The sequence below is a fragment of the Rhodopseudomonas palustris genome (assembly GCF_003226555.1).
GTDB lineage: Bacteria > Pseudomonadota > Alphaproteobacteria > Rhizobiales > Xanthobacteraceae > Rhodopseudomonas > Rhodopseudomonas palustris_I.
Genome location: NZ_QKQS01000023.1, coordinates 1,021,035 through 1,046,407, shown reverse-complemented (window position 1 = coordinate 1,046,407; position 25,373 = coordinate 1,021,035). Strand labels below are relative to the sequence as shown.

Genomic DNA, 25,373 nt, shown 5'->3' with positions numbered 1-25,373 from the left:
AATCTTGAGGCTATTCCGCACTACTCTTGTCGCATGTCTGTCGATCGCCGCGATCACCGTTGCTAACGCACAGTCGCAGCCGCCGTTGAAGCTCGGCGCGATTCTCGACATGTCGGGCCTCTACGCCGACATCACCGGGACGGGCAGCGAGACCGCGGCCAAAATGGCGGCGGAGGACTTCGGTGGCACCGTGCTGGGCCGCAAGATCGAGATCATCGCCGCCGACCATCTCAACAAGGCCGACAACGCCGCCAACATTGCGCGCGACATGCTGGACAATCAGGGCGTCGAGGCGATCATCGACGTCGCCGCATCGGCGACCGCGCTCGCCGCCGCCGAGATCGCCAAGGCTCGTGGTAAGATCATCATGTTCTCGGGGCCGGGCTCGATCCGCCTCTCCAACGAGGCCTGCGGCCCCTACACCGTGCACTATGTGTTCGATACCTACGCGCAGGCCCACACCACGGGCCTCGCTGCGGTGAAGCAGGGGCTCGACACCTGGTTCTTCCTGTCCGCCGATTATGCGTTCGGTCAGGACCTCGAGCGAGACACCACCAATGTCATCAAGGAAGCGGGCGGCAAAGTGCTTGGCAGCGTCAAGCATCCGCTCAACACCTCGGACTTCTCGTCCTTCCTGCTGCAGGCGCAGAGCTCGAAGGCCAAGGTGATCGGTCTCGCCAACGCCGGCGGCGACACCATCAACGCCATCAAGCAGGCGGCCGAGTTCGGCATCACCAAGAGCGGCCAGAAGGTGTCGCCGTTGCTGGCGTTCATCTCCGACATCGACAGCGTCGGACTGGAGACTGCGCAGGGCCTGATCCTGACCGAAGCATTCTATTGGGACCTCAACGACGAGACCCGCGCCTTCAGCAAGCGCTTCATGGAACGCACCAAGCGGGTGCCGACCTCGGCGCAAGCCGGCCTCTATTCGGAGACGATGCATTACCTGCAGGCCGTCAAGGCTGCCGGTACCACCGACGCCGCCGCCGTGATGAAGAAGATGAAGGAAACCCCGATCAACGACTTCTTCGCCAAGAACGGCCGAATCCGCGAAGACGGCCGCATGGTCCACGACATGTATTTGTTCGAGGTCAAGAAGCCGTCGGAATCGAAGGGCCGCTGGGACGACTACAAGCTGCTCGCCACCGTCCCGGGCGACGAGGCGTTCCAGCCGCTGTCGGAATCCCGCTGCCCGCTGGTGAAAAAGTAACACACGACAGCACCCTCACCCTGAGGAGCCCGGCGTAGCCCGAAGGGCGCAGCCGGGCGTCTCGAAGGGCGAGGGATGTTCATCCTCATGGTTCGAGACGGCGCTAGGCGCCTCCTCACGATGAGGGCCGCGCCCGAAGCCAAACAAATAACAACAAGGACCCGCCATGACCGACATCGTCCTGCAGCATCTCGACCGCGGCCTGCTCACCATCACGATGAACCGCCCCGAGCGGCGCAATGCGCTCAATCAGGACATGATCCGCGGGCTGGTCGAGGCGGCGCATCGCGCCAAGGACGATCCGGACGTCCGTGCGGTGCTGCTGAAGGGCGCCGGCGGCACGTTCTGCGTCGGGGGTGACGTCAAGTCGATGGCGGCCGCGGGCGATCCGCCGCCGCTGGAGCAGAAGGTCGCCAATCTGCGCCGCGGCATGGAAGTGTCGCGCCTGCTGCATCAGATGCCGAAGCCCGTGGTGGCGCAGATCGACGGGGCCGCGGCCGGCGCCGGGCTGTCGATGGCGCTCGCCTGCGATCTGCGGGTGGCGGGCACGTCCGCCAAGATCACCACCGCGTTTGCCAAGGTCGGCCTCTCCGGCGATTTCGGCGGCACCTACTTCCTGACGCATCTGATCGGCGCCGCGAAGGCGCGCGACCTGTATCTGACCTCACCGGTGCTGAGTGCTCAGGAGGCGCAGGCGCTCGGTATCGTTAGCCGCGTGGTGCCCGACGCCGAGGTGGAAGCCGCAACGCGAGAACTCGCCCTGTCACTGGCGCAGGGCCCGACCGTGACGCTCGGCTACATCAAGACCAACATCAACAACGCCGAGAGCCTGTCGCTCGAAGCCTGCTTCGACGCCGAAGCGCTGCATCACTCGCGCTGCGCGGAAACCGCCGACCACAAGGAAGCTGCCGCGGCTTTCGTCGAGAAGCGCGCGCCATCGTTTAAGGGCCGCTGACGATGGCTCCGTTCCTCCGCCTGCGCCAGATTTGCCTCGTCGCTGACGCGATCGAACCCGCCGCATCGCGTCTCGCAGCGATCATGGGCCTGAACATCTGCTACCGTGATCCGGAGGTCGGAAAATACGGCCTCGAGAACGTGCTGTTGCCGGTCGACACGACGCTGCTGGAAATCGTCGCGCCGATCCAGCCCGGCACCGCGGCGGGCCGCTTCCTGGAGAAGACCCAAGGCCGCGGCGGCTATATGGCGATCTTCTGTTGCGACGATCCCGACGCGCGCGGCCGCCACGCCGCCAGCCTCGGCGTCCGCACCGCCAATGTCATCGACCACGCGCCGTATCACGGCGTGCAGCTGCACCCGCGCGACTGCCGCGCCGCCTTCATCGAGCTCAACCACACCGCGGGCAGCGACAACATCCGCGGGCCGTACCCACCCGCAGGGAGCGACTGGGACAAGGCGATTCGCACCGACACCACGCAGGCGCTGATGGCGGTCGAGATGCAGAGCCCCACCCCCGCCGACCTCGCCGCGCATTGGGGCCGGATTCTCGAACTACCGGTGATCTCGGCTGCAGACGGTGCGTCGGAGCTGAAGCTGCCGAACGCGAGCTTCCGATTCGTGCAGGGTGCCAGCGAAGCGATGACCGCGCTGACGTTCAAGGTGAGCGACGCGGAGAAGGTCCGCGAGGCGGCGAAGGCGCAGGGTGTGAGCTGCACTGCCGACGGGTTCAGCCTCGCCGGCGTCGAGTTTCGACTGACTACCTAACAACTAGTCATTCCAGGGCGCTCCGCGAAGCGGAGCGAACCCGGAATCTCGCAGTTGTGGAAACGATGAGTCGCAGAACGCTTCGGGATTCCGGGTTCACGCGCTGCGTGCGTGCCCCGGAATGACGAACGGAGAGGTGATGAGTTGTGGCTCAGCGTCCCTTGAAATGCGCAACGCGGCGTTCTTCGGTGGCTTTGACGCCTTCCTTGAAGTCCTCGGTGGCGCGCAGGCGGGTCTGTTCGGCGAGTTCGTGCTTGGTCGCCTGCATCACCCGGTCGGCGAGGTCCGCGCGCATCGTAGCGCGGGTCGAGAGCAGGCCGAGCGGTGAGCATTCGGCGATCTCTCGCGCGAGCTTCAGCGCGCCGCTGCGCACTTCGTTGATCGGCACCAGCACGTTGGCGAGGCCCATCTGCACCGCCTCTTCGCCTGTGACCCGGCGCGAGGTGTAGAACATCAACTCGGCGTTGTTCTTGCCGATCAGCTCCGGCAGCGTCACGGTGAGGCCGAAGCCGGGATGAAAGCCGAGCTTGGTGAAGTTGGCCGAGAACCGCGCCTCCGCGCAGGTGACGCGGAAATCCGCCGACACCGCGAGGCCCAATCCGCCGCCGATCGCGGCGCCATGTACGGCGGCGACGATCGGCTTCTTGGCGCGGAAGATCCGCACCGCCTCGTAATACAGATGGCCGATCTCGCCGAGGCTGTCGGCCGGATCGCCCTTCGCGGTCGCCGGGTCGGATTCCTGCCGGGCCGGATCGCCGAAATTGGCGCCGGCGCAGAACGCCTTGCCCTGCGCCGCCAGCACGGTGGCGCGCACTTGCGGATCGGCGTCGATCTCGTCCAGCGCGTTGGCGATCTGCCGGATCAGCGAGATGTCGAAGAAGTTCAACGGCGGCCGCTGGATTTCGATGGTGGCGACGTGGCCGGTCTTTTCGACCGCGATATCGGTGTAGCTGCTCATGATTGATCCTCGATCGTTCGATACGCGCCGGCGTCAGCGCAGGCCGAGCCCGCGGGCGATGATGCCGCGCAGCACCTCGGTGGTGCCACCCTGGATAGTGAGTTTCGGCGCCAGTTTGGTGGCGAACGCCGTCAGCTCGTCGAGCGTGGCATGATTCGATGCTTCGCCGTCGACGAAGGCGGCGAGCTCACGCACCCGGTGCGGCAGTTGCTGCTCCCAGATGGTGCCGATGTCCTTGACGATCGAGGCCTCCACCACCGGCTCCTTACCGGCCTGCAGCATGCCGGCGACCGACACCGACATCCGCCGCATGGTGTGGAGCTGCGCCACCAGCCGGCCGATGCCCTCGGCGCCGCGCGTATCCGGATCGGGGCCGAGCGCTCGCACCAGTTCGGTGAGCACGTAGTAAGTCTCGAGAAAGCGCTCCGGCCCGGAGCGTTCGTAAGCCAGTTCGGAGGTCGCCTGTTTCCAGGCGCCGTCGACCTCGCCGAGCAGATGATCGTCCGGCACGAAGGCGTCGGTGAACACCACCTCGTTGAATTCGTATTGCCCGGTGATCTGGGCGATCGGGTTCACCTTGATGCCCGGCGACTTCATGTCGACCAGGAACTGGGTCAAGCCGTGGCGGCGGTTTTCCTTGGTCGGCGGCGAGGTGCGGAAGATCGCGATCATGTAGTCGGCGATGTGCGCCGAGGTGGTCCAGATCTTCGAGCCGTTGATCAGATAGCCGCCGTCGGTCTTGGTCGCCTTGGTCTTGGCGGCGAACAGGTCGGAGCCCGAGTTCGGCTCGCTCATGCCGATCGCGAAGCACAATTCGCCGCGGCAGATCCGCGGCAGGATGTCCATCTTGATGTGCTCGGGCGCGTATTTCAGCAGCACCGGACCGCTTTGCCGGTCGGCGACGAAGAACCGCCGGGTCGGCGCGTTGGCGATGCGCATTTCTTCGGTGACGACGTAGCGCTCCAGGAAGGTGCGCTCATGGCCGCCATATTGCTTGGGCCAGGTCATTCCCAGCCAGCCGCGTTCCCCGACGCGGCGGGAGAATTCAGGCGCATCGGAATCTTCGCGCTGCGGCTTGTGCGGGTCGAAGGTGCCGGCGGCGATCTCTTCGGCGAGGAATGCGCGGACCTCCTTGCGCAGTTCTTCGCAGACGGGCGGCAGACGAATCGGATCGAAACGGAGGGCGGCGGTCATCAGGGGCTACTCAGGTTGATGCGGTCAGCGCGAAGCGACCAGGGGCCACAAATCATCGGCGCCGCGCGCCGCGACCTTGCGGCCGAGCTCGACCGCCCAATGGCTCTCATTGCCGAAATCGTCGCGCCAAGCGAGCGCGCGCAGCGAGTAGCGGTGCAGGACGTGTTCGGCGGTGAAGCCGATCGCGCCGTGCACCTGATGGGCGATCGCCGCGCCCTTCTCGGCAGCCTCGGCGCAGCGGATCTTCGCCGCGGTGGCTTCGAGGAAGACGGCGTCGTCGAAACCTTCAGCGTTGCTGATCGCGTCAGCTGCGGACGTCGCCGCGGCAAGCGCCGCGGAGGTCTCGCCGGCGAGCTTTGCCAGATTATGCTGCACCGCCTGGAACTTGCCGATCTTCTTTTCGAACGCGACGCGCTCGTTGGCGTAAGTGACGCTGCGGTCGAGCAACGTTTCCAGCGCACCGGCGATCTGCAGGCTGCGGACCACGGCGCCCATCAGCATCACCGCGGTCTGGTCGAGCCCCTGCGGCGCCGGCGCCGTCGTGATCGGCGCGACCTTGTCGAAGGTAACGACATCCGACGCATCGCCGCCAACGCCGAGACCTTTGTCGATCCGGCAGGCCGATGCCGCCACCAGCGCGATCGTGGTACCGGCGGCGCTTTGCGCCAGCACCGCGATATGCTGCACGCTTTGCGCGAACGGCACGCTGCGCGCGCGCCCCGACAGCTTGCCGTCCGCATCCAGCGCGATGCGATCTTTTGGATGAGCCGGCGCGATGGTCATCGCCCCGTCTGGGACGGCAATCTTGCCCTGCGCCAACAGCCAGCCGGCCAGCATGGTTTCGGCGAGCGGCACAGCGAGGCCGGCGCGGCCGGCAGCGTTGAGGACGCCGAAGCCTTCGGCAAGGCTCGCGCCCGCCCCGCCGAACTCTCCCGGCACCCAGGACAGCGGCAGCCCGGACTCGCTCAGCGCTTGCCACAGCGGCGCCTTCCAAGTCTCGGCTTTATCGGCGTTGATAGTTTGCGCATCAGCGAGGTCGGCGAAGATCTTCTCCGCGGTCTCGACGACGATGTTGTCAGTCTCCGTCACGGCGTTTCCCGGTTGCGCACTCAGCGCCCGGCGGATCGCCAAGCATGCGTGCTGGTCTTGTTGTTGCGCGGCATGATGCGGAAAAGTGAAAACGAACACAAGCGCGGCCGGCACGGGGCGGACTGCGCAGCGGGCATGGTCGAAACCGCTGAAGTCGCAGGCTTATTCCACATCGCGGGCTTTGCCGGCTTGCCCTCGATGTCGCAACCGATATGGTGACGGCAATTCGGCGTGAAGCCGCTTCGATGCAGAGGGAGTGAAGATGTCAGACGGACTGAACGTGATCGTCACCGGGTCGGCTTCCGGCCTCGGCGCTGCCACCGCCAAGATCCTGGCGAAGGACGGCGCGCGGCTGGTGATCAACTACGCATCGAGCAAGGACGACGCGGAAAAGACCGCCGAAGAGTGCCGCAGGCTCGGCGCCGCCGAAGTGATCGTGGTGCAGGGCGACGTCGCCAAGGACGACGACTGCAAGCGAATCGTCGCGGCCGCGGCCCCCTGGGGTAAGCTCGACGCGCTGGTGAACAATGCCGGCACCACCAAGCACGTCGCGCATCATCTGCTCGATCAATTGTCGGCCGACGATTTCCAGCGCATCTACGCGATCAATACGATCGGGCCGTACCAGATGGTCCGCGCGGCGCGCGAAATCTTGGTCGCCGGCGCCAAGGCGGCCGGCCGCGCTTCGGCGGTGGTGAACGTCTCGTCGGTCGCCGGCATCAGCGGCATCGGTTCGTCGATAGCCTATGCGGCCAGCAAGGGCGCGCTAAACACCATGACGCTGTCTTTGTCGCGCGCGCTGGCGCCGAACATCCGGGTCAACGCGATCTGCCCCGGTTACATCGACACGCCGTGGTTCACCAAGGGCCGCGGCGCGGAGGAAGCCAAGCAGGTGCGCGACATGGTGGTGTCGCGCGTGCCGCTGAAGATCGCCTCCACGGCTGAGGACATCGCCGAGTTGGTGTGCTTCCTGGCGACACCGAAGTCGAGCAGCATGACAGGCGAGCTGGTGCGAATGGACGCCGGCATGCATCTGGCCAGCTGATCCCGCGCCGAAACGAAACGAGCGTGGCCCGGCGAGCCGGGCCGCGCTGCGTCTGCGCGGATCTTAAGGGTAGCGGTTACCGGGATCGGAGATCACCCGCCGCGCCACCAGCCTGTTCCAGATGAACAGCACCGCCACTGCACCGACCGTCGCGGTGATGAAGCCGGCACCTTGATTCGGGCCGTAGTGCCCGATCATCTGCCCAACCGCGGTGGCGAGGAACGCACCGGCGATGCCGAGCACCGTGGTGAGCACGAAACCTTGCGGATTGTTCGGGCCCGGCGACAGCACCCGCGCGATGATTCCGGCCACGAAGCCGACCAGCACAATCCAGAGTATCCCACCCATCTTCAGCATCCTTTCTCAGGGTCCGCTCCGGACCGCTCGGAACCAAAGCAACAACAACCCCGCCGCAGCCGATCAGATCCAGCGCGAGGCTTCGTCGTCGGTCGGCAGCCGGCCGTCCGGCGTGAGCCGGTCGACCACGTCCGGCAAATAGCGGCTCAGACCGTCGAGCAGCTCGTCGCGCGACATCCCGGTCTGGTGCGTCATGGCGTCGATCTGGTCGGCTCCGAGCGCGTTGGCGAGATCGTTCGGGCCGATCTGCCGGTTCGGACCGTGGCCCACCCAGGAGTTGGCGGCATCGCCGAGCCCGTTGTGCTGAAGCTGCCGCAGCAAATCACCGAGCCCGCCGGACAGCACGCTGCCGGCCGCACCGCCGAGCACCAGTCCGCCAAGGCCGCCCTTGAGGAAGTCACCCCAGCCACCGCCGGTGTTTTCCGGTGGGGGCGCCGGCATTTGGCGCGGCTGATTGGCAGGCGCAGTCTGCGGCTGACCGCTGGTCATGTGTTTGTAGGCCTTCCACGCCAGCAGCGCGAGAATCGCCATGGTGAACTTGGACATGCCGCCGCTTTTGTCCTGCGGATCGGCTGGCCCCCGCGGCCCGTTCTGCATGCCGTTGAGGATGTCGAGCAAGCCCATCGAAACCTCCTATGTGGTGCCGGCCAATGTGGTCCGGCACGCCGCCATCCGGCGCAGCGTCTGGCCGGCATCACAACGTAGGAAGGGGCGACAGAGTTTCCAAGGCGGCCCAGCAGTCGCGCAGCGCCCGAAAAGCGCACCAGCCACTCAGCTGGTGATGCGCGCGTCGGCGACCGCTTTCTTGAACAGCGCGTTCATCGCGTCAGCGATGCCGTCCGTCGGGCTGACCTCGAAGTAGAAGCCCGGCGACGCGCAGGCTTGCATGTTCTGCGCGATCTGGCTGTTCGGCGACGGCCCGTAGGGGCCGGCATTGAACGGCGCGATCCATTGTTTGTACCAGTCGTTGCTCGGCAGATCGAGATAGGTGGTGTAGAGCACCGCGATCTTGACCCCGCGGTCCTTCAGCGTCTGGCACAGCGCCGGATTGATCGGCGACTGGCAGCGGTTGCCGGTCTTCGGCTTCAGGCAGCTGGGATTGTACTCGTCGGCGACGCCGTCGGAGACGAAGAACAGATATTTCTGCGGCGCATCGACGGTGCCCGGGCCCGGCGTACTGATCATCTTGTCGATCGCCGGCAAGATGGTGGTGTATTGTGTATCCTGATCGTTGTTGTCGTTCTGGCCCTTCACCGACATCAGATCGATGTCGCCGGCCGCGGTCTTGGCGCTCGACAGGCTTGCCGACAGCGAGAACAGATTGCGCAGTCCGGCGGTCTGCGCCGAGGCGCCGAAATCGTAGATCGCCATCCGGAACTGGTTCGAATAGACGGCGGTCGCCGAAGCCGTGTCCATCAGCTGTTGGGTGGCGCTGCGCAGCACATCGATGCGCGTGGTAATGCCGAGCGACTTCGCCAGATTGTAGTAGTTGTTCTTGTTGTTGACGTCGTGACAGGCGAAAGCACAATGATCATCCGAGGATCTGTTGGCAGTCGCCGTGACCATCGCGGAAACATCCGTCGGCGTGGCGCCGACGCCCATCGACGGGGAATTGTCGAGCAACAGATAGAAGTCGATGTATTTCGGCATGGTTGCGCTGGCCGTCGAGGTACCGCCGACGGTCATGCTGGAGATGCCGACCACCTTCATGAACATTGTGGAGATCTGCGCCGAGAACGTGACCTTGGAGGTGACGACGTCGGCGACCTTGCTCACCGTGGCCGACACATTGCCGAGCGTAAATCCGCTCTCGCCGCTCAGATTGCCGTTGAAGATCCGCAGCGCGTCGTCGGAGCCCGACGAGATCGCCCCGTCGGCCGACATCGATCCGGCCGCCACATAGGCCGGTGCCGTCCGCGATACCGAACCGACCGAGGCGGCATCCGCCGCTGCCTGAAGCTTGCTGCGCAACGCATTGGCGCGGCTGTAATCGACCGCACAACCGACCGCCGAAATCAACGGGACCAGCGCAATCGCGAAGATCACGGCGATATTGCCGCGCCGGTCACGACGAAAGCGAGCTATCGCGCCCAAGACTGCCATGAGAATGCCCGACTGACATTGCCGGACGGGGAGCCTAGCGGGAGCCGCCTAAGTAAGATTTAAAGTCGGCAACAGAACTCCGCCGCAGCTCCCGCCTCGAGCTCCAGAGCGCCCGGCGACGTGATCCGACACCGACGACGCCGACTTCCGGGTGGCGATCGGACGGGCGCTCTGCTATGGGAGACGCGAGCGTGCGGCCTGGTCCGCAAGCCGGACGGTCCCGTAGCTCAGCCGGATAGAGCGGCGGTTTCCTAAACCGTAGGTCGGATGTTCGAGTCATCCCGGGATCGCCAGCTCCGCTCGCCGGAGCGGCTGGCCGGCACAACGGCCGGCCGTCACTTCGACGGGGTCTGCCCCTCAGCTCACACCCGCACCATCCGCTTGCCGCGGTTCTCGCCGGCCAGCAGGCCGATCAGTGCGGCGGGGGTGTTTTCCAGGCCGTCGATGACGTCTTCCTGGACCTTGAGCTTACCGCTCGCGACCCATTCCTGCAGCTTGGCGATCGCTTCGTCGCGCTGATCCATGTAGTCCATCACGATGAAGCCCTGCATGATCAGCCGCTTCACCACGATCAGTCCGGGGATGCCGCGCGGGCCGGTGGCCGATGGGGTGCGGTCGTATTGCGAGACCGCCCCGCAGCAGGCGATCCGGCCCTTCAGGTTCATCTGCGGCAGGCAGGCTTCGAGGATGTCGCCACCGACATTGTCGAAATACACGTCGATGCCGTTCGGCGCCGCCGCGCGCAGCGCCTTGAACAGCGCGCCGTCCTTATAGTCGACGGCCGCATCGAACCCGAGCTCGTTCACCAGCCAGTCGCACTTCTGTTTGCCGCCGGCGATGCCGACGACGCGGCAGCCCTTGATCTTGGCGATCTGACCGACGATCGAGCCGACCGAGCCGGCCGCGGCCGACACCACCACGGTCTCACCCGCCTTCGGCTTGCCGATGTCGAGCAGGCCGAAATACGCGGTCAGGCCGGCAATGCCGTAGACGCTGAGCAGATGCGTCATCGGCTCGACCTTGGGCAGCTTCGCCAGATGCTTGGCCGGGAGCACCGCATAGTCCTGCCAGCCGGTGTCGGCGAATACCAGATCGCCAGTCGAAAGCCCCGGCGCCTTCGAACTCACCACTTCGGCGACGCTGCCGCCGGGCATCACGCTGTCGGTTTCGACTGCGGCCCGATAGGTCGCGCCCTGCATCCAGGCGCGGTTGGCGGCATCGAGCGAGATATAGCGGACCTTGACCAGCGCTTCGCCGTCCTTCGGCTCGGGGACCTGTGATTCCGCCAGACGGAAATGCTCCGGGCCGAGTTTCTCCTTCGGCTTCTCGATCAGCAGGATCTGGCGGTTGATGGTCGCGGTCATGAGTTTCCTTCGGTTCTGATGAAAATGCGGACGCGACGCGATCTTAGTTGATCCGCAGCGAAAGGAAATCGCCGCCGCCCGGCCGGCGCGTCAAACCGGCAGCGCCTGCATCACCCGATCGAGCGCGCGGGTGTAGACCTGCTCGGCGATGCCCGGAAACCGGCGACTGAGCGATTCGATCATCACGCCCGAATTGATCTCGAGCACGCGCGGCCCTTGCGCGGTCCACACCACATCGACGGCGCCGAAGCTGAGTCCGATCGCGCGGGCCGCCTCGGCGGCAATCGTCACGCTGGCATCGCGCAGGTCTCCATTCTCGATCAGTTCGGGCACAGCGCCGAATTCGAGATTGTGCCGCCAGTCGAGCCGAAATTGCGCCCCTGCCGGCACCACCGCATCGAGCGCGGCGTGATCTGCCGGCAGATTGGCCAGCACGGCGCCGAGCCGATCCGCCGGCACCGCATCGAGAAGAAGCTGAAACGCGCTCCGCACGCCGTCGCCGGTAATCGCCGGCCGCTGCTTTTCGTAGACAACAAGCGGCTCGCGATCGAGCAGAATGACGCGGACCTCGCTGGCGATCTCGACATACGGCGCAATCGCCAGATTCTGGCTGGCAGCGAAGATTGCGGTGGCGGCGCGTTCCAGCTCGAGCTCGGTCGCGGCTTTGAATACCAGATGGCCGCAGGTGCCTTCGTTCGGCTTCAGCACCAGCCCCGCGGGATTGGCACGCAGCATCTCCAGCATCGCCGACCAGTGTCCGCTGCTCGGCACATACTTGAAATGCTCGTGATTCATCAACAGCCGGTGCGGCACGCAGGCAACGCCGGCGGCCACGAGGATGTCGGCGGTCGCAGCCTTGTCGTTGGCGAGGCGGTGCGTGACCGAGCTGTTCAGGCCGAAATCATAGCCGTAGATGAAGTGACGGGCCTCGCCCTTGCTCAGCACGATCAGCCAGCCATCGAGCCCGAGCGTGACGTCGACGCCGCGCGCGCCGCAATAGTCTTTGACGATCCGGACGATCACGCGGTCGGCATATTGCATCAAGGGTCTCGTCAACAGGTCGTGACCGGCATGACCATCGTCGGCCGGCGGGCGCGGTGGGATCGCTTTGGGGCGGCGAAATGTCAAGCCGAACCCAGCCGCGGGCCACTCGGCGAGCCGGCCGGATCGGATTGCGACGACGCCGTGACGGAATGATCACGGAATCCCCGAGGTTATCGAGCCGGGCCGGTCGTGCTATACCGCGGCCGGTCACCGCCCTCAGGCGCACGGGGCTCCCCGCTGCAGCGGCTGATCCGATATCCATCCAACCGCTCCCGCGTGGATTTCATGGAAACGCTGCTACTTCCGCTCTCGCCGCGCTACATCGCCCTCACCGTCTGTGCCGTGATCACCGCGCTGCTCGCCACCATCGCAGCGCTCGACACCCACACGCCGCTGTTCGGCTTGGTGCTGGTGCCGCTACTCGTGTTCGGCGCCCTCACTCTGCTTGGCATCTACGATCTGTTGCAGACGAGCCACGCGGTGCTGCGCAACTATCCGATCTCGGCGCATCTGCGGTTCCTGCTCGAAGAGATCCGCCCGGAAATGCGGCAGTATTTCTTCGAGAGCGAAAAGGACGGCAAGCCGTTCAGCCGCGACACCCGCGCGCTGATCTATCAGCGCGCCAAGATGGAGCTCGATAAGCGCCCGTTCGGCACCCAGAAGGACGTCTATGATGGCGGCTACGAGTGGATGCATCATTCGGTGGCGCCGCGGCCGCACGCCGAGGAGCCGTTCCGGATCACGATCGGCGGACCGGATTGCACCAAGCCGTACTCCGCCTCGGTCTTCAACATCTCGGCGATGAGCTACGGGGCGCTGAGTCCGAACGCGATCCGCGCCCTCAATGCCGGCGCCAAGAAGGGCGGCTTCGCGCACGACACCGGCGAAGGCGGCGTCAGCCCGTATCACCGCGAGCACGGCGGCGACCTGATCTGGGAAATCGGCTCCGGATACTTCGGCTGCCGCAGCCGCGACGGGAGATTCGATCCCGAGGCGTTCGCCCGCGTCGCGGCCGAGGACCAGATCAAGATGGTCGAGCTCAAGGTCAGCCAGGGCGCCAAGCCGGGCCATGGCGGCGTGCTGCCGATGGCCAAGATCTCCGAAGAGATCGCGCAGATCCGCGGCGTCGGCATGGACGAGGATTGCGTGTCGCCGCCTTATCACAAGGCGTTCTCGACCCCGATCGAGATGATGCGGTTCATCGCCGAGATGCGCCGCCTTTCCGGCGGCAAGCCGGCCGGCTTCAAGCTCTGCATCGGCCATCCCTGGGAATTTCTGGCGATCTGCAAGGCGATGCTCGCCACCGGGATCTATCCGGATTTCATCGTGGTCGACGGCAAGGAAGGCGGCACCGGCGCCGCCCCGCTGGAATTCATGGACCACCTCGGCATGCCGATGCGCGACGGCATCAGTTTCGTGCACAACGCGCTGATCGGGATCGGCGCCCGCGATCGCATCAAGCTCGGCGCTTCCGGCAAGATCGCGACCGGATTCGACGTCGCCCGCGCGATTGCGCTCGGTGCGGATTGGTGCAACTCGGCGCGCGGCTTCATGTTCGCGCTCGGCTGCATCCAGTCGCTGAGCTGCCACACCGACCGCTGCCCGACCGGGGTGACCACGCAGGAGCCGACGCGCTACCGCGCCCTGGTGGTGCCGCACAAGCAGGAACGGGTTTACAACTATCACCACGCGACGCTCCAGGCGCTGGCCGAACTGGTCGCCGCCGCTGGCCTCGATCATCCCCGCGACATCCGCTCCTATCACTTCTCGCAGCGAACCTCGTCATCGGACGTGGTGTCGCTGGCGCAGCTCTATCCGGAGCTCCGTTCCGGCGAACTGCTGGAGGGCACCGAGGATCCGCGCTTCAAACAGGCCTGGGCGATGGCCCGCGCCGAGAGCTTCGCGCCGGTCGCTTGACGCCCGTCATCGGGGCGACTCAGAACTCTCCGTGCAACCGTCCTGAAAACACCGACACCGGACCGCGGTCGGCGTTGAAGGCAGGGTTGGCGATGAACTGGTAATCGGCCGTCGCGGTCCAGGCTTGGGTGACGGCATAGGCGTAATAAGCCTCCATCACGCTCTCCCGGCGATAGTTCAACCGACCGTCGCCGATCAGCGGCCCGAGCCCTCCGGCGGCGAGGAAGTCGCGGTGATCGCGCGACAGGCCGTTGCTGGCACCCGCGATCCCGATCACGTCGTCGGGCCGCCCCCAACGCATCCCGCGGATCGAGACGCCGCCGGAAAGACTGTCGTCAATGTCCGTGAACGCCATGATCTCGTTCTTGCCGTCGTTCCAACTCCAGCGGCCGAACACGCCGACATCGTCGGTCACCGCCTGTTCGAGGTTGAACGCGTAGCCGAATTTGATCCGGCCTTTGCGGGTCTGGCTGATGTCGAGATTGAGCTGCGGATTGTCGAGGGTTTCGCGGTAACTGCCCGAGTACACGCTGTTGATGAACCCGAGCGTGCGCAGCTTGCCGGGCCGGCCGAACAACGCGTAGCGGGTTTCGAGTTCGGTCACATATTCGCCGCGGCGCGGGACGCGCATGTCAAAATCGTTGGAGTTCGACTCGGCATCCATCAGGAAGTAACCGGCGCGGATCGCCCATTGCTTCTGGTTCAGCTCGGCGGTCGCTCCGTAGCTGAGGCCGAGCTTGTCGGCGGAGTAATCGAACGCGCCGGACGCCCAAATCGACCAGTTCATGAAGTCGCGGCGCGGATCGTGCGCGTAGCTGTTGCCGTCGAACACGTCGACGACGGAAAATCGGCCGACCTGAAAGGTCAGCCGCGAGATGTCGGCTTTCCTGGACAGCTGCGAGGCGCTGGAAGAAAGCTGCTCCTGTTCGCCGCCGAGCCCGAAGGTCTGGCGCAGATAGAACCGCGACGGGCTGAAATGCGGATAGGCGAAACCGGACTTCTGGCCTTCGCCATTCGGGAAGCCGGCGACGCCGGCTGTGTCGCTGAGCCCGTAGCCCTGCAAGAACTCCGGGTTGAGGTAGAGCTCACCGCCGTCCCACAGTCGGACATTGGCGAACAGGCTGGTGCTCCAGGTGCTCTTGAACTGCGCGCCGGGAAACAGGCTGTTCGGCCCGCTATAGGGCGCCCGGAACGACGGATAGCCCTGCCCGATGATCGTCGTCTGGCCGTGGATCTCCCAGCGATCAGATTCGGGATCGGCAACTGCGGCGAGCGAGGGAAGGGCGTCGGTGCTGCCGGTGCCGAACCAGTCGATCTTGCGGTTCACACCGACCCGAACGGTATGCAGGTTCAGCGACGTCGCGTAGCTCGCCCCGGTCGGCAGGGCCACGGTCGCGTTCTGATACTGGCTGTAGAGATATTCGACCCGCGCGCTCCAATTCGGCGTGAAGCCGTATTCGACGCCGGCGCCCGCGGCCCAGCCGAGCCGGGCGTTCATCACGCTGCCGACGTCAGGATCGGTGAGATAGCGCTCGTGCTCGAAGGCGAGGCCGCCGGTGACATAACCGAGCCAGCGGCCGGCGATGACGCCGAGCCGGGCGCGGACCGTGCCGTAATAATCGAGGTGTTGCAGCGCATCCGCAGTGCCATTGTTGAATTCGGACAGCACCGCGTTCTGCGGCAGATAGCTTGGAAACGAGATATCTGCCTCGACCCCGAGCAGCAAATTCGATCCGGTGACGACATTGTAGCCCGCCTGCGCGCCCGCGGTGACGCCGCCAGCACCGTTGCTGTTTTGCGCAGTCGATGTCGGATCCTGCAGAGTCGCGCCGGCATGGCCGCGGACGTAACCCGCGTGAGCGCCGACATAGAACCCGCTCCAATTGTGGGCCGGATCCATCCGTGACGGGCCGATGCCTCCGGCGGAGGCGGCCGGCGGCAGCAGCAGCGCGCCAGCCGCCGCGCCGGCGATCAGGGCCGAGGCTGACCGGCCTCGCAAGATCGGCATCCGGGTCTCGCGCATCGCGCGGTCGCGACGGGCCGAGATCGGGCTGGCGGGACGGCGACGGACAATCATCAAGCTCACCTCGAGGACAACAGGTCATGCGACGTTCGGTCGCGCCCCGCCACCCCGACGGCATCTGAATGTCGCTCGCAACCGAACAAAAGTCGGAAGCAGCGTCAGTTAAAGGGGGCGGACGCCCCTCAAAAGCGCTTGCCGCACGGATACTGAATGCTTCCGCGGCAGGAAAGCGCCAGTTTAGAATCTCTCAAAGGCCTGCCTTTCCGGCAGCCTAATGCCGCTCGCCTGGCGACGGGCACGCGGCAAGCGCGCTCACGCGGAAGGCCTGGTCGCCAGCGCGGCAAGATCGAAGCGGTGAACGTCGTCCAGCAGCTCGCAGAACGCCTGGGCCCCGTGATCGAGCAGCTGCCGCCCCTTCTCGGCCGTGGCCGCAGAGGCATCGCCAATTGCGCCGCTCGGATGCAGGTCTTCGGCCGCCCACGCGAGCGGTGCCGGCCGCTGCGCCGACAACCAGCGGTAGCTCTGCTCCATCGCCACGCTGGCGGGCTGGAAGTCGGCAATCCGATCGGCACGGACCAGCTCCGGCGCATGCGCCAGCATGATCGAGGTTTCGGTCGCACCGCCATGGATGCCGTGGCGCAGTTCGTCCGCGGCGAACAGCCCGTCGGGCACGCCGAACCGCGACCAGCCGGTGGTCACCACCAGCATCCGGTGCCGCACCCGCAGCTCCTGCGCCACCAGACCCATCGCGGCGCTGTTGCCGCCATGGCTGGTCACCACCACCAGCTTGCGCACGCCCGCCCGGGCGACGCTGTCGCCGATTTCGGTCCAGAGCTTCAGCGCGGTCTCGGTCGACACCGTCAGCGTGCCCGGAAACGACAGATGCTCGGTCGACAGGCCGACCGCCTGCACCGGCAGGAAGGTGGCGGGGATGTCGGCCGGCAGCCGCGCACGCACCCGCGCCAGATAGGCCTCCGCGATGGTGACGTCGGTCGACAGCGGCAGATGCGGCCCGTGCTGCTCGATCGCAGCGAGCGGCAGCACCGCGATCCAGCGCGCCGGCTCAGCGCCAGCGATCTCGGGCCAGTAAATCGCGCTCCAGTCACGGGGCGGCAGCTTGGTCATCGGCGACATGCGGGCTGACGGAGAAGTGGTTCAAATGCCGGCATTATTTCGCTATCAATCCTGAAACGCTCGAATCCGCGCCGCCCTGATGCCGTCATCATGGGCCAAAATGAACGACGGAGTCCAACCATGAGCCCCGCTTTCCTGCTGCGAGCGTTAACCGGGGTGCTGTTGGCGGCGGCTGTGACGCTGGCCTCCCCCGTTCATGCCTCCGGTCACGGCCATGGCGCCGAAAAGCCGGCCGAAAAGCCGCCGGAGCCGCCGCCGCGACCGCCGATGCCCAAGAAGCCGCCGCCGCCGAAGGTGCAGCCGGTGCGCAAAGTGCCGGAGGGCGGCTTCGACAAGGTGTCGTTCGGCACCAATTGGGTCGCCGAAGCCGAGCATGGCGGATTCTTTCAGGCGGTCGCCGACGGCACCTACAAGGCCTACGGCCTCGACGTCAGCATCGTGCCGGGCGGACCGAACGTCAATAATCGGGCGCTGCTGATCGCCGGCAAGCTCGACTTCTTCATGACCGCCAATACGCTGCAATCCTTCGACGCGGTGGCCAACAACGTGCCGGTGGTGGCGATCGCCGCGATCTTCCAGAAAGACCCGCAGGTGTTCCTGTCGCACCCGGAGTCGAAGGTCGAGACGTTGAACGATCTGAAGCCGCTGACGCTGTTCGTCTCGAAGGAGGGCATCGCTAGCTACTTCCAGTGGCTGAAGTCCGAATACGGCTTCAGCGAAGCCAAGGTTAAGCCCTACACCTTCAATCCGCAGCCGTTCATCATCGACCGGCGCAGCGCGATGCAGGGCTACGTCACCTCCGAGCCTTTCACCGTGGAGCAGGCGGCCAAGTTCAAGCCGAACGTGCTGCTGCTGGCCGACTATGGGCTGAACGGCTACTCGACCCTGATCGAGACCCGTCGGGATCTGATCGACAAGAACCCCGACATGATCCAACGCTTCGTCGATGCCTCGATCATCGGCTGGTCCACCTATCTGTACGGCGACAATTCCGCCGGCAATGCCATGATCAAGAAGCTCAACCCGGAAATGACCGACGAGATGCTGGCCTATTCAGTCGACAAGATGAAGCAATACGGCATCGTCGATTCCGGTGACTCGATCAAGAACGGCATCGGCGCCATGAACGACGATCGCTATGCTTCGTTCTTCGACAAGATGGCGCGTGCCGGCGTGGTGCCGCGCGGGCTCGATTTCCGCAAAGCCTACACGCTGCAGTTCATCAACAAGGGCGTCGGCGTCGACCTGCGTCCGGTGCAGCAATAGCTGGCCACATGGCCCCGTCGCCGCGACCGTCCGCTGCGGATGCCGGAGCCACCGGGCCGGCAATCGAACTGCGCGGCGTCACCAAGACCTACCGCACCGGCACGCTGGCGCTCGGCCCGATCGATCTCAGCATCGGCCGCGGCGAGTTCGTGTCGCTGCTCGGCCCCTCCGGATGCGGCAAGTCGACCGCGCTGCGGATGATCGCCGGATTGGCAGCGCCGTCCTCGGGGCGGATCGAGGTCGGCACCGCGTCGCCGCGCGGCCGCGGCGAACACCCGATCGGCTTCGTCTTTCAGGAGCCGACGCTGATGCCGTGGGCGAGCATCCGCCACAACGTCGCATTGCCGCTGAAGCTGGCGCGAGTCGCAGGCGCGGAAATCGATCGGCGGGTCGGCGACGTGCTGGCGCGGGTCGACCTGTCCGAGTTCGCCGATGCGTTTCCGCGCGAACTGTCCGGCGGCATGAAGATGCGGGCCTCGCTGGCGCGCGCGCTGGTGACGAGACCCGACATCCTGCTGATGGACGAGCCGTTCGCCGCGCTCGACGAAATCACCCGGTTCCGACTCAACGACGACCTGCTGGCGCTGTGGCGCGAGCTGCAGATGACGGTGGTGTTCGTCACCCATTCGGTGTTCGAGTCGGTTTATCTGTCGCAACGTGTCGTGATGATGACGCCGCGCCCGGGCCGGATCGCAGCCTCCTTCGATATCGATGCGCCGACGTCCCGCGGCGAGGAATTCCGGCTCTCGGCTGGTTATGCGGCGCAGTGCCGGGAGGTCTCGCGCGCCCTCGCGTCAGCCAGCGAAACAGTCCCCGCGACGTACGAGGCGCGCGCATGACCGCCGAGCCCGCATCGCGTGACGAAGCGACGCCGCTCGGCTCCCGCGCCGGGCTACGCGTCGTGCTGCCGATCATCGTACTGGCCGCTGCGATTGTGGCGTGGGACCTGGTGGTCAGGCTCAATCAGATCCCGCCTTATGTGCTGCCTGGCCCGCTCCTGGTCGCCTCGACGCTGATCCAGGACTGGCCGGTGCTGTTCGGCTCGCTGCTGACCACGCTATGGACCACGCTGGAAGGCTTTGTCGCCGCCGCGATCGGCGGCATCGCGCTGGCGCTCTTGTTCAACCAGTCGCGGCTGCTCGAATACTCGCTGTTTCCTTATGCCGTGGTGCTGCAGGTGACACCTGTGATCGCGATCGCGCCGCTGCTCTTGATCTACCTGCCGCAGGAAACCGCCGTCATCGTCTGCGCCTGGATCGTCGCGTTCTTCCCGGTGCTGTCCAACACCACGCTGGGACTCAACTCGGTCGACCGCAACCTCGCCGGGCTGTTCCGGCTGTACGGCGCCTCGCGCTGGCAGACGCTGCTCCGGCTGAAGCTGCCGGCGGCGCTGCCTTACATTCTCGGCGGCCTGCGCATCGCCGGCGGCTTGTCGCTGATCGGCGCGGTGGTGGCGGAGATCGCCGCGGGCTCGGCTGGCGCCGGTTCGGGGCTGGCTTACCGGATTGCCGAATCCGGATACCGGCTCAACATTCCGCGCATGTTCGCGGCATTGCTGTTGCTGTCGACGGCGGGCATTGTGATCTATCTGCTGCTGGCGCTGGTGTCGCATCTATTGCTGCGGCGCTGGCACGAAAGCGCGCTTGGAAAGGATAATTGATGCCGGGGGAAACGGGCGTGTCGGAGCCGATCGATCTGTTGATCTATGGCCCGCGCAAAGAGGTGATCGATCAGGGTTTCCCGGACGGCTACGTGCTGCACAGATGCGAGCGCACCGACGATCTCGAGAAACTCAGCGACGAGGCCCGCGGTCGCATCCGCGGTATCGCGGTCACCGGCCTGGTGCCGACCGGCGCGGCGATGCTGGCCCGGTTTCCGAAACTCGAAATCGTATCGAGCTTCGGCGTCGGCTACGACCATGTCGATTCCGCCTGGGCGGCGCAGCATGACGTTGTCGTCACCAACACGCCCGACGTGCTCACCGAGGAAGTCGCCGATACCGCGCTCGGACTGCTGATCGCCACCTTGCGCGAATTCATCCGCGCCGACAAATACGTCCGCGCCGGCCTGTGGCAGACGCAGGATTATCCGCTCAGCACCGGCTCGCTGCGCGACCGCAAGGTCGGCATGATCGGGATGGGACGGATCGGCCAGGCGATCGCCCGCCGGCTCGATGCCTCGCTGGTGCCGGTGGTGTATCACTCGCGCAATCCGGCGGCCGGCGTCGCCTACAAGCACTATCCAAACCTGATCGAGATGGCCAGGGAGGTCGATACCCTGGTGGTGATCACCCCGGGCGGCCCAACCACCGCCAAGCTGATCAACGCCGAGGTGCTCGATGCACTGGGGCCGCGCGGCGTGGTGATCAACGTGGCGCGCGGCTCGGTGATCGACGAAGAAGCGCTGATCGCCGCGCTGCAATCCGGCAAGATCCTCGCCGCCGGCCTCGACGTGTTTGCAGCGGAGCCGAACGTTCCCGAAGCGCTGCGCGCGATGGACAACGTGGTGCTGCTGCCGCATGTCGGCTCGGCTTCGGTGGTGACCCGCAACGCCATGAACCAGCTCGTGGTCGACAATCTGAAAGCCTGGTTCTCGGGCCGTCCGCCGCTGACGCCGGTGGCCGAAACGCCGGTGAAAGGCCGCTGACCATGTGGCGCGCGTTCGGCACGGCGATCCTCACGGCGCTGCTCGCGTCCGCGGCGGTGGCGCAGGACGCGGCAACGATGAAGAAGGACATGGTCGGTCAGTGGGAGCTGTCGACCACCGAACGCAGCAAGACCTGCGTCGTCACGCTGTCGTCCGAACCGGCCGCCAAGGGACTGAAGCTGGCGCTCGAGCCCGACTGCGCCAAGACCCTGCCGTTCACCGAGGCGATCGTCGCCTGGGACGTGAAAGGCCTCGACATCGTTCGGCTGCAAACCGCCGACGGCAACTCCGTGATCGATTTCACCGAGGTCGAGAGCGGCATCTTCGAAGGACATCGCGACGGCGAAGGGATCTACATCCTGCAGAATCTGGTAGCGGCGCGCTCGCTCGCCAAATCGATGGACCAGATGATCGGCGACTGGGCCATGGTGCGCGGCAACGGCCGCCAAGTCTGCGCCCTGACGCTGACCAATACCGAAGCGAGCGGCGATAATTTCCAGGTGTTCTTGAAACCGCACTGCGACCCACAGGTGACCGGCTTCGGCCCGACGATGTGGCGCCTTGAGCACGGCGCGATGATGCTGGTCACGCCGAGGGGCGATACGTGGCGGTTCGAAGCCGACGACAATGCGCAATGGCGCAAGGTGCCGGAAACCACTGACCCGCTGATCATGCTGCGGCAGTAGCCGCAGCCACCGTTGAGATGCAATCAATCTCCGAGACGGATCGCCGGCTCGCGGCGCGCTACTCAGATCCCCGCCATCATCACGTATTTGATCTCGACATATTCCTCGATGCCGTGATGCGAGCCTTCGCGGCCGAGGCCGGATTCCTTCACGCCGCCGAACGGAGCGACTTCGGTGGTGATCAGGCCGGTGTTGACGCCGACCATGCCGCTCTCCAGCGCCTCGGCAACCCGCCAGACCCGGCCGAGGTCGCGGGCGTAGAAGTAACTGGCGAGACCGAACGGCGAGGCGTTGGCGAGCTTGATCACTTCGGCCTCGTCCTTGAAGCGGAACACCGGCGCCAGCGGGCCGAAGGTCTCTTCATGCGCCACCCGCGCGTCGGGCCGCACATCGGCCAGCACGGTCGGCTCGAAGAAGGTGCCGCCGAGCGCATGGCGCTTGCCGCCGGTGATCACCTTGGCGCCGTGCTCGACCGCGTCGGCGATGTGGCGCTCGGTCTTCTCGACCGCGGCATCGTTGATCAGCGGCCCTTGGGTCACGCCCTGCTCGGTGCCGTCGCCGACCGTCATCGCCTTGACCTTGGCGGCGAGCTTCTCGACGAAGGCATCGTAGACGCCGTCCTGGACGTAGAGCCGATTGGCGCAGACGCAGGTCTGGCCCATGTTGCGATATTTCGACACCATCGCGCCGTCGACCGCGGCGTCGATATCGGCATCGTCGAACACGATGAACGGCGCGTTACCGCCGAGTTCGAGACCGAGCTTCTTCACCCCGGCGGCGGACTGTTTGTAGAGAATCTTGCCGACCTCGGTGGAGCCGGTGAAGCCGACGAACCGCACCGCCGGATGCTCGCAGAACACTTTGCCGATCGGCGGCGCATCGCCGGTGACGATGTTGAACACGCCCTTCGGGATGCCGGCCTTCTCGGCCAGCGCCGCCAGCGCCAGGGCCGAGAACGGCGTCTCTTCGGCGGGCTTCAGCACCACGGTGCAGCCGGCCGCGAGTGCCGGCGACACCTTGCGGGTGATCATCGAGTTCGGGAAATTCCACGGCGTGATCGCGGCGCAGACGCCGATCGGCTGCTTGATCGCGATCAGCCGCGCGTCGGGCCGCTGGGTCGGAATGGTTTCGCCATAGACCCGCCGCGCCTCCTCGGCGAAGAACTCGATATAGGCGGCGCCGATATCGACTTCGCCGAGCGCTTCGGAGAGCGGCTTGCCCTGTTCGCTGGTGAGGATCAGCGCCAGATCCTCACGATTGGCGACGATCAGCTCGAACCATTTGCGCAAGATGTTGGAGCGCTGCTTGGCGGTGAGTTTGGCCCAGGCCGGAAACGCCCGTTCGGCGGCTTCGATTGCCGCAGTCGCCTCGGTGGCTCCGAGGCTCGGAATTCGGCCGATTGCGCCGCCGGTCGCCGGATTGATCACCGCAATCGATCCGCTCCCGGTCCAGGCGCCGTCGATGTAGCACTGCTCTCGCAGCAGCGACGGGTCCTTCAAACGATCGCGCAGCGATGCGGCTTGAGCGGCGGTGCGGGCGGTGGCGGTGGGGGACATCGAATGCTCCGGCGGTTGCTATGGATCGCAGGCGGGACCGCGAACGGTCCCTGTCGCCGGTCAATATAGGCAGAGATCGCTCAGAGCACAGTGCCGGGCCGCCATCATGCTTTGCGACGTGAAGCGGCTTCGCAGCTGCGAATGCAGGCGTGCGGCAACGACGTCAGGCGGCGCCGGCGATCCAGGTGCTGCGCAGATTGATCATGCGTTCGGCGGCGGTGCGAGCATGGGCGCGGGAGGTGGTGGCGCACACGCGATATTCGAGTTCCGGGAACGGCTGCACTCCGCGCCGACCGAACCACGACCCGATTCGACCCGATTTGACCGAAAGCTGCGCCAGCGCGACGGCGAGATTGTCGACCGCCTCGAACCCGTACAGCGCGCCGGTCTGCGCGTAGCGCACCTCATAGATCCCAGGACTGATCGGCGCCTCGATGTTCCCGCCGCGGCCGGGCTTCGGATAGCGCTTCCAGTCACTCCAGGTCGGAATCATCTCGGTGCTCCAGGCGGGGGCTTGGTCATGTTGAGTTGGACGATGACGGACGCCGCGAGGTTCAACACTGCGGCGACTTTGTGAACGCCACGCATCCTCATTCGTTCCCGGCGCGAGACCGCGGCAGGGCCGCTCGCAGATGCGAGACTTTGTCGCCGGTCCACCGTGCCGCTTGCCGGACGAGGTCCGCGGGTGAACAATCCGGCCGCTTTCAGAAGACTGCCAACCAACAAGGGAGGATGATGATGCAGAGCAGCAGCCAGATCGACCAGAGCCTGCAGCAGATGAGCGAGAGCGGCGCCATCCCAGGCGTCGTAGCGATCGCCGGCAATTCGCAGGAAGTGTTGTACCAGGGCGCCTTCGGCAAACGCGATCTGTCGAAACCGCCGGCGATGACGGCCGACAGCGTGTTCTGGATTGCGTCGATGACCAAGGCGATTACGGCCACCGCCGCGATGCAGCTCGTCGAGCAGGGCAAATTGTCGCTCGACGAGCCGATCGGCAAGGTCCTGCCCGACCTCGCCGAGCCCTTGGTGCTCGACGGTTTCGACGCCGACGGCACGCCCAAGACGCGGCCCGCCAAGACGCCGATCACGCTGCGGCGCCTGCTCACCCACACCGCCGGCTTCTGCTACGACATGTGGAACGCCGACATGGTGAAGTACATGGAGCGGCACGGCATCCCCGGGATCATCGGCTGTCAGGAAGCGGCGCTGAAGACCCCGCTCGCTTCCGATCCGGGCACGCGCTGGGAATACGGCATCAACATCGACTTCGCCGGCAAGGCGGTGGAAGCCGCCAGCGGCGTCAAGCTCGATGCTTACTTGCGCGACAACATCCTTGCGCCGCTCGGCATGACCGACACCGGCTTCAAGATCACCGACGACCAACGCAAACGGCTGGTAGCAGTGCACGCCCGCGGCGAGGACGGTTCACTGTCGCCGATCCCGTTCGAGGTCGCGCAGGAACCTGAATTCCACATGGGTGGCGGCGGCCTCTACGGCACCGCGGCGGACTATCTCAAGTTCACCCAGATGATCCTCAACAAGGGACGCGCCGGCGGCAATCAGTTGCTGAAGCCCGAGACGGTGGCGATGATGGGCCAGAACCACATCGGCGATCTCAACGTCACCAAGCTGAACTCGGCAATCCCGTTCGCCACCAACGACGTCGAGCTCTACCCCGGCATGACCAAGAAGTGGGGGATGAGCTTCCTGATCAACACCGACACCACGCCGGAAGGCCGCAGCCCCGACAGCCTCGCCTGGGCCGGCCTCGCCAACACCTATTTCTGGATCGATCCGGCCCGTGACGTCAGCGGCGTGATCCTGATGCAGGTGCTGCCGTTCGCCGACGCTCGATGCCTGGAGGCGTTCGCCGCGTTCGAACGCGGCGTCTATGCCGGCCTCGGCGCCGAGCAGCAGGCCGCCTGAGATCTCTGGCGCCGCCGGCGGGGTCGCAAAGCCCCGCCGGCGGCGCTATGCTTGGTGAAAAGAGGCGATAAGCCCGCAACGACGGCGACCCGACACTCAGAATTGTCCGGGCGATAAGGCGAGGACCAAGGAC

At 65.7% G+C, this 25,373-nt stretch carries 23 protein-coding genes and 1 tRNA gene; 12 read left to right on the top strand and 12 right to left on the bottom strand.

Translation table 11 applies throughout. The features are described 5' to 3' along the window. Window positions 1–4: 4 nt before the first annotated feature. The 3 genes from DNX69_RS17375 to DNX69_RS17365 all read left to right on the top strand — a co-directional run bounded on the left by DNX69_RS17375 (window position 5) and on the right by DNX69_RS17365 (window position 2,932). Window positions 5–1,210 carry an ABC transporter substrate-binding protein gene (locus DNX69_RS17375; protein WP_165825277.1) on the top strand — a complete coding sequence of 402 codons (1,206 nt, stop codon included), beginning with the start codon at window positions 5–7 and terminating at the stop codon, window positions 1,208–1,210. Window positions 1,211–1,376: 166 nt separating this feature from the next. Then, window positions 1,377–2,165: an enoyl-CoA hydratase gene (locus DNX69_RS17370; RefSeq protein WP_110787183.1), complete on the top strand. Its 789-nt coding sequence runs from the start codon at window positions 1,377–1,379 to the stop codon at window positions 2,163–2,165. Between the two features lie 2 nt (window positions 2,166–2,167). Continuing rightward, window positions 2,168–2,932 (top strand): hypothetical protein, encoded by a 765-nt coding sequence (locus DNX69_RS17365; protein WP_110787182.1) that lies wholly within the window; start codon window positions 2,168–2,170, stop codon window positions 2,930–2,932. Window positions 2,933–3,083: 151 nt separating this feature from the next. Here the strand turns inward: DNX69_RS17365 and DNX69_RS17360 are convergent, their stop codons facing one another. The 3 genes from DNX69_RS17360 to DNX69_RS17350 are packed head-to-tail and all read right to left on the bottom strand — an operon-like array spanning window position 3,084 to window position 6,173. Beyond that, window positions 3,084–3,890 carry an enoyl-CoA hydratase/isomerase family protein gene (locus tag DNX69_RS17360; protein ID WP_110787181.1) on the bottom strand — a complete coding sequence of 269 codons (807 nt, stop codon included), beginning with the start codon at window positions 3,888–3,890 and terminating at the stop codon, window positions 3,084–3,086. Between the two features lie 33 nt (window positions 3,891–3,923). Then, a complete protein-coding gene (locus tag DNX69_RS17355; protein ID WP_110787180.1) occupies window positions 3,924–5,084 on the bottom strand; it encodes an acyl-CoA dehydrogenase family protein in 1,161 nt (386 codons plus the stop codon). A gap of 24 nt (window positions 5,085–5,108) precedes the next feature. Beyond that, the gene (locus DNX69_RS17350; protein ID WP_110787677.1) at window positions 5,109–6,173 is read right to left on the bottom strand and encodes an acyl-CoA dehydrogenase family protein; all 1,065 of its coding nucleotides are present in this window, start codon (window positions 6,171–6,173) and stop codon (window positions 5,109–5,111) included. 262 nt (window positions 6,174–6,435) lie between these two features. Here DNX69_RS17350 and DNX69_RS17345 point away from each other — a divergent pair, with 262 nt between their 5' ends. Then, window positions 6,436–7,218, top strand: a complete 783-nt coding sequence (locus tag DNX69_RS17345) for an SDR family NAD(P)-dependent oxidoreductase (protein ID WP_110787676.1) — start codon at window positions 6,436–6,438, stop codon at window positions 7,216–7,218. Between the two features lie 63 nt (window positions 7,219–7,281). On the opposite strand, the gene DNX69_RS17340 is transcribed toward DNX69_RS17345, so the two are convergent. From DNX69_RS17340 to DNX69_RS17330, 3 genes are all read right to left on the bottom strand, one after another. Then, the gene (locus DNX69_RS17340) at window positions 7,282–7,566 is read right to left on the bottom strand and encodes a GlsB/YeaQ/YmgE family stress response membrane protein (protein ID WP_110787675.1); all 285 of its coding nucleotides are present in this window, start codon (window positions 7,564–7,566) and stop codon (window positions 7,282–7,284) included. Between the two features lie 72 nt (window positions 7,567–7,638). After that, on the bottom strand, window positions 7,639–8,199 hold the full coding sequence (locus DNX69_RS17335; RefSeq protein ID WP_110787179.1) for a YidB family protein: 561 nt from the start codon (window positions 8,197–8,199) through the stop codon (window positions 7,639–7,641). A gap of 147 nt (window positions 8,200–8,346) precedes the next feature. Then, entirely contained in the window at window positions 8,347–9,678 is a 1,332-nt protein-coding gene (locus DNX69_RS17330; RefSeq protein WP_110787178.1) for a TadE/TadG family type IV pilus assembly protein, read from the bottom strand. Between the two features lie 216 nt (window positions 9,679–9,894). Here DNX69_RS17330 and DNX69_RS17325 point away from each other — a divergent pair. Next, window positions 9,895–9,971 (top strand) — tRNA-Arg (locus tag DNX69_RS17325). 69 nt (window positions 9,972–10,040) lie between these two features. On the opposite strand, the gene DNX69_RS17320 is transcribed toward DNX69_RS17325, so the two are convergent. Together DNX69_RS17320 and DNX69_RS17315 are read right to left on the bottom strand one after the other, a co-directional pair. Continuing rightward, window positions 10,041–11,042: an NADP-dependent oxidoreductase gene (locus tag DNX69_RS17320; protein WP_110787177.1), complete on the bottom strand. Its 1,002-nt coding sequence runs from the start codon at window positions 11,040–11,042 to the stop codon at window positions 10,041–10,043. Window positions 11,043–11,132: 90 nt separating this feature from the next. Further along, window positions 11,133–12,083: an ATP-grasp domain-containing protein gene (locus DNX69_RS17315; protein WP_110787176.1), complete on the bottom strand. Its 951-nt coding sequence runs from the start codon at window positions 12,081–12,083 to the stop codon at window positions 11,133–11,135. A gap of 288 nt (window positions 12,084–12,371) precedes the next feature. Between DNX69_RS17315 and DNX69_RS17310 the strand changes: the two genes are divergently transcribed. Further along, window positions 12,372–14,003 (top strand): FMN-binding glutamate synthase family protein, encoded by a 1,632-nt coding sequence (locus tag DNX69_RS17310; protein WP_110787175.1) that lies wholly within the window; start codon window positions 12,372–12,374, stop codon window positions 14,001–14,003. Window positions 14,004–14,022: 19 nt separating this feature from the next. Here DNX69_RS17310 and DNX69_RS17305 read toward each other — a convergent pair whose 3' ends face one another. Continuing rightward, entirely contained in the window at window positions 14,023–16,080 is a 2,058-nt protein-coding gene (locus DNX69_RS17305) for a carbohydrate porin (RefSeq protein WP_110787174.1), read from the bottom strand. A gap of 258 nt (window positions 16,081–16,338) precedes the next feature. Continuing rightward, window positions 16,339–17,151, bottom strand: coding sequence for a creatininase family protein (locus tag DNX69_RS17300; RefSeq protein WP_110787674.1), 813 nt, complete (start codon window positions 17,149–17,151; stop codon window positions 16,339–16,341). Between the two features lie 129 nt (window positions 17,152–17,280). On the opposite strand from DNX69_RS17300, the gene DNX69_RS17295 reads away from it, so the two are divergent. Genes DNX69_RS17295 through DNX69_RS17275 form a run of 5 tightly spaced genes read left to right on the top strand, consistent with a single transcriptional unit; the run spans window position 17,281 to window position 21,758 of the window. Continuing rightward, window positions 17,281–18,426: an ABC transporter substrate-binding protein gene (locus DNX69_RS17295; protein WP_110787173.1), complete on the top strand. Its 1,146-nt coding sequence runs from the start codon at window positions 17,281–17,283 to the stop codon at window positions 18,424–18,426. 8 nt (window positions 18,427–18,434) lie between these two features. Then, a complete protein-coding gene (locus DNX69_RS17290) occupies window positions 18,435–19,265 on the top strand; it encodes an ABC transporter ATP-binding protein (RefSeq protein WP_110787172.1) in 831 nt (276 codons plus the stop codon). Then, entirely contained in the window at window positions 19,262–20,086 is an 825-nt protein-coding gene (locus tag DNX69_RS17285; RefSeq protein ID WP_110787171.1) for an ABC transporter permease, read from the top strand. Before DNX69_RS17290 ends, DNX69_RS17285 begins: the two co-directional genes overlap by 4 nt. Then, entirely contained in the window at window positions 20,086–21,072 is a 987-nt protein-coding gene (locus DNX69_RS17280; RefSeq protein WP_110787170.1) for a 2-hydroxyacid dehydrogenase, read from the top strand. Before DNX69_RS17285 ends, DNX69_RS17280 begins: the two co-directional genes overlap by 1 nt. Window positions 21,073–21,074: 2 nt before the next feature. Beyond that, on the top strand, window positions 21,075–21,758 hold the full coding sequence (locus tag DNX69_RS17275) for a protease inhibitor Inh/omp19 family protein (RefSeq protein WP_110787169.1): 684 nt from the start codon (window positions 21,075–21,077) through the stop codon (window positions 21,756–21,758). Between the two features lie 62 nt (window positions 21,759–21,820). Here DNX69_RS17275 and DNX69_RS17270 read toward each other — a convergent pair whose 3' ends face one another. Together DNX69_RS17270 and DNX69_RS17265 are read right to left on the bottom strand one after the other, a co-directional pair. Beyond that, window positions 21,821–23,314: an NAD-dependent succinate-semialdehyde dehydrogenase gene (locus DNX69_RS17270; protein WP_110787168.1), complete on the bottom strand. Its 1,494-nt coding sequence runs from the start codon at window positions 23,312–23,314 to the stop codon at window positions 21,821–21,823. A gap of 163 nt (window positions 23,315–23,477) precedes the next feature. Further along, on the bottom strand, window positions 23,478–23,807 hold the full coding sequence (locus tag DNX69_RS17265; RefSeq protein ID WP_110787167.1) for a hypothetical protein: 330 nt from the start codon (window positions 23,805–23,807) through the stop codon (window positions 23,478–23,480). Window positions 23,808–24,052: 245 nt separating this feature from the next. Between DNX69_RS17265 and DNX69_RS17260 the strand changes: the two genes are divergently transcribed. Next, window positions 24,053–25,240 (top strand): serine hydrolase domain-containing protein, encoded by a 1,188-nt coding sequence (locus tag DNX69_RS17260; protein WP_110787673.1) that lies wholly within the window; start codon window positions 24,053–24,055, stop codon window positions 25,238–25,240. Window positions 25,241–25,373: the final 133 nt, after the last annotated feature.

Coding starts and splice junctions, on each gene's coding strand:
- DNX69_RS17290 (WP_110787172.1), top strand. CDS start 18,435: ATGGCCCCGTCGCCGCGACCGTCCGCTGCGGATGCCGGAGCCACCGGG.
- DNX69_RS17270 (WP_110787168.1), bottom strand. CDS start 23,314: ATGTCCCCCACCGCCACCGCCCGCACCGCCGCTCAAGCCGCATCGCTG.
- DNX69_RS17275 (WP_110787169.1), top strand. CDS start 21,075: ATGTGGCGCGCGTTCGGCACGGCGATCCTCACGGCGCTGCTCGCGTCC.
- DNX69_RS17365 (WP_110787182.1), top strand. CDS start 2,168: ATGGCTCCGTTCCTCCGCCTGCGCCAGATTTGCCTCGTCGCTGACGCG.
- DNX69_RS17265 (WP_110787167.1), bottom strand. CDS start 23,807: ATGATTCCGACCTGGAGTGACTGGAAGCGCTATCCGAAGCCCGGCCGC.
- DNX69_RS17310 (WP_110787175.1), top strand. CDS start 12,372: ATGGAAACGCTGCTACTTCCGCTCTCGCCGCGCTACATCGCCCTCACC.
- DNX69_RS17280 (WP_110787170.1), top strand. CDS start 20,086: ATGCCGGGGGAAACGGGCGTGTCGGAGCCGATCGATCTGTTGATCTAT.
- DNX69_RS17320 (WP_110787177.1), bottom strand. CDS start 11,042: ATGACCGCGACCATCAACCGCCAGATCCTGCTGATCGAGAAGCCGAAG.
- DNX69_RS17370 (WP_110787183.1), top strand. CDS start 1,377: ATGACCGACATCGTCCTGCAGCATCTCGACCGCGGCCTGCTCACCATC.
- DNX69_RS17335 (WP_110787179.1), bottom strand. CDS start 8,199: ATGGGCTTGCTCGACATCCTCAACGGCATGCAGAACGGGCCGCGGGGG.
- DNX69_RS17340 (WP_110787675.1), bottom strand. CDS start 7,566: ATGGGTGGGATACTCTGGATTGTGCTGGTCGGCTTCGTGGCCGGAATC.
- DNX69_RS17300 (WP_110787674.1), bottom strand. CDS start 17,151: ATGACCAAGCTGCCGCCCCGTGACTGGAGCGCGATTTACTGGCCCGAG.
- DNX69_RS17345 (WP_110787676.1), top strand. CDS start 6,436: ATGTCAGACGGACTGAACGTGATCGTCACCGGGTCGGCTTCCGGCCTC.
- DNX69_RS17360 (WP_110787181.1), bottom strand. CDS start 3,890: ATGAGCAGCTACACCGATATCGCGGTCGAAAAGACCGGCCACGTCGCC.
- DNX69_RS17285 (WP_110787171.1), top strand. CDS start 19,262: ATGACCGCCGAGCCCGCATCGCGTGACGAAGCGACGCCGCTCGGCTCC.
- DNX69_RS17330 (WP_110787178.1), bottom strand. CDS start 9,678: ATGGCAGTCTTGGGCGCGATAGCTCGCTTTCGTCGTGACCGGCGCGGC.
- DNX69_RS17305 (WP_110787174.1), bottom strand. CDS start 16,080: ATGATTGTCCGTCGCCGTCCCGCCAGCCCGATCTCGGCCCGTCGCGAC.
- DNX69_RS17260 (WP_110787673.1), top strand. CDS start 24,053: ATGCAGAGCAGCAGCCAGATCGACCAGAGCCTGCAGCAGATGAGCGAG.
- DNX69_RS17295 (WP_110787173.1), top strand. CDS start 17,281: ATGAGCCCCGCTTTCCTGCTGCGAGCGTTAACCGGGGTGCTGTTGGCG.
- DNX69_RS17315 (WP_110787176.1), bottom strand. CDS start 12,083: ATGCAATATGCCGACCGCGTGATCGTCCGGATCGTCAAAGACTATTGC.
- DNX69_RS17355 (WP_110787180.1), bottom strand. CDS start 5,084: ATGACCGCCGCCCTCCGTTTCGATCCGATTCGTCTGCCGCCCGTCTGC.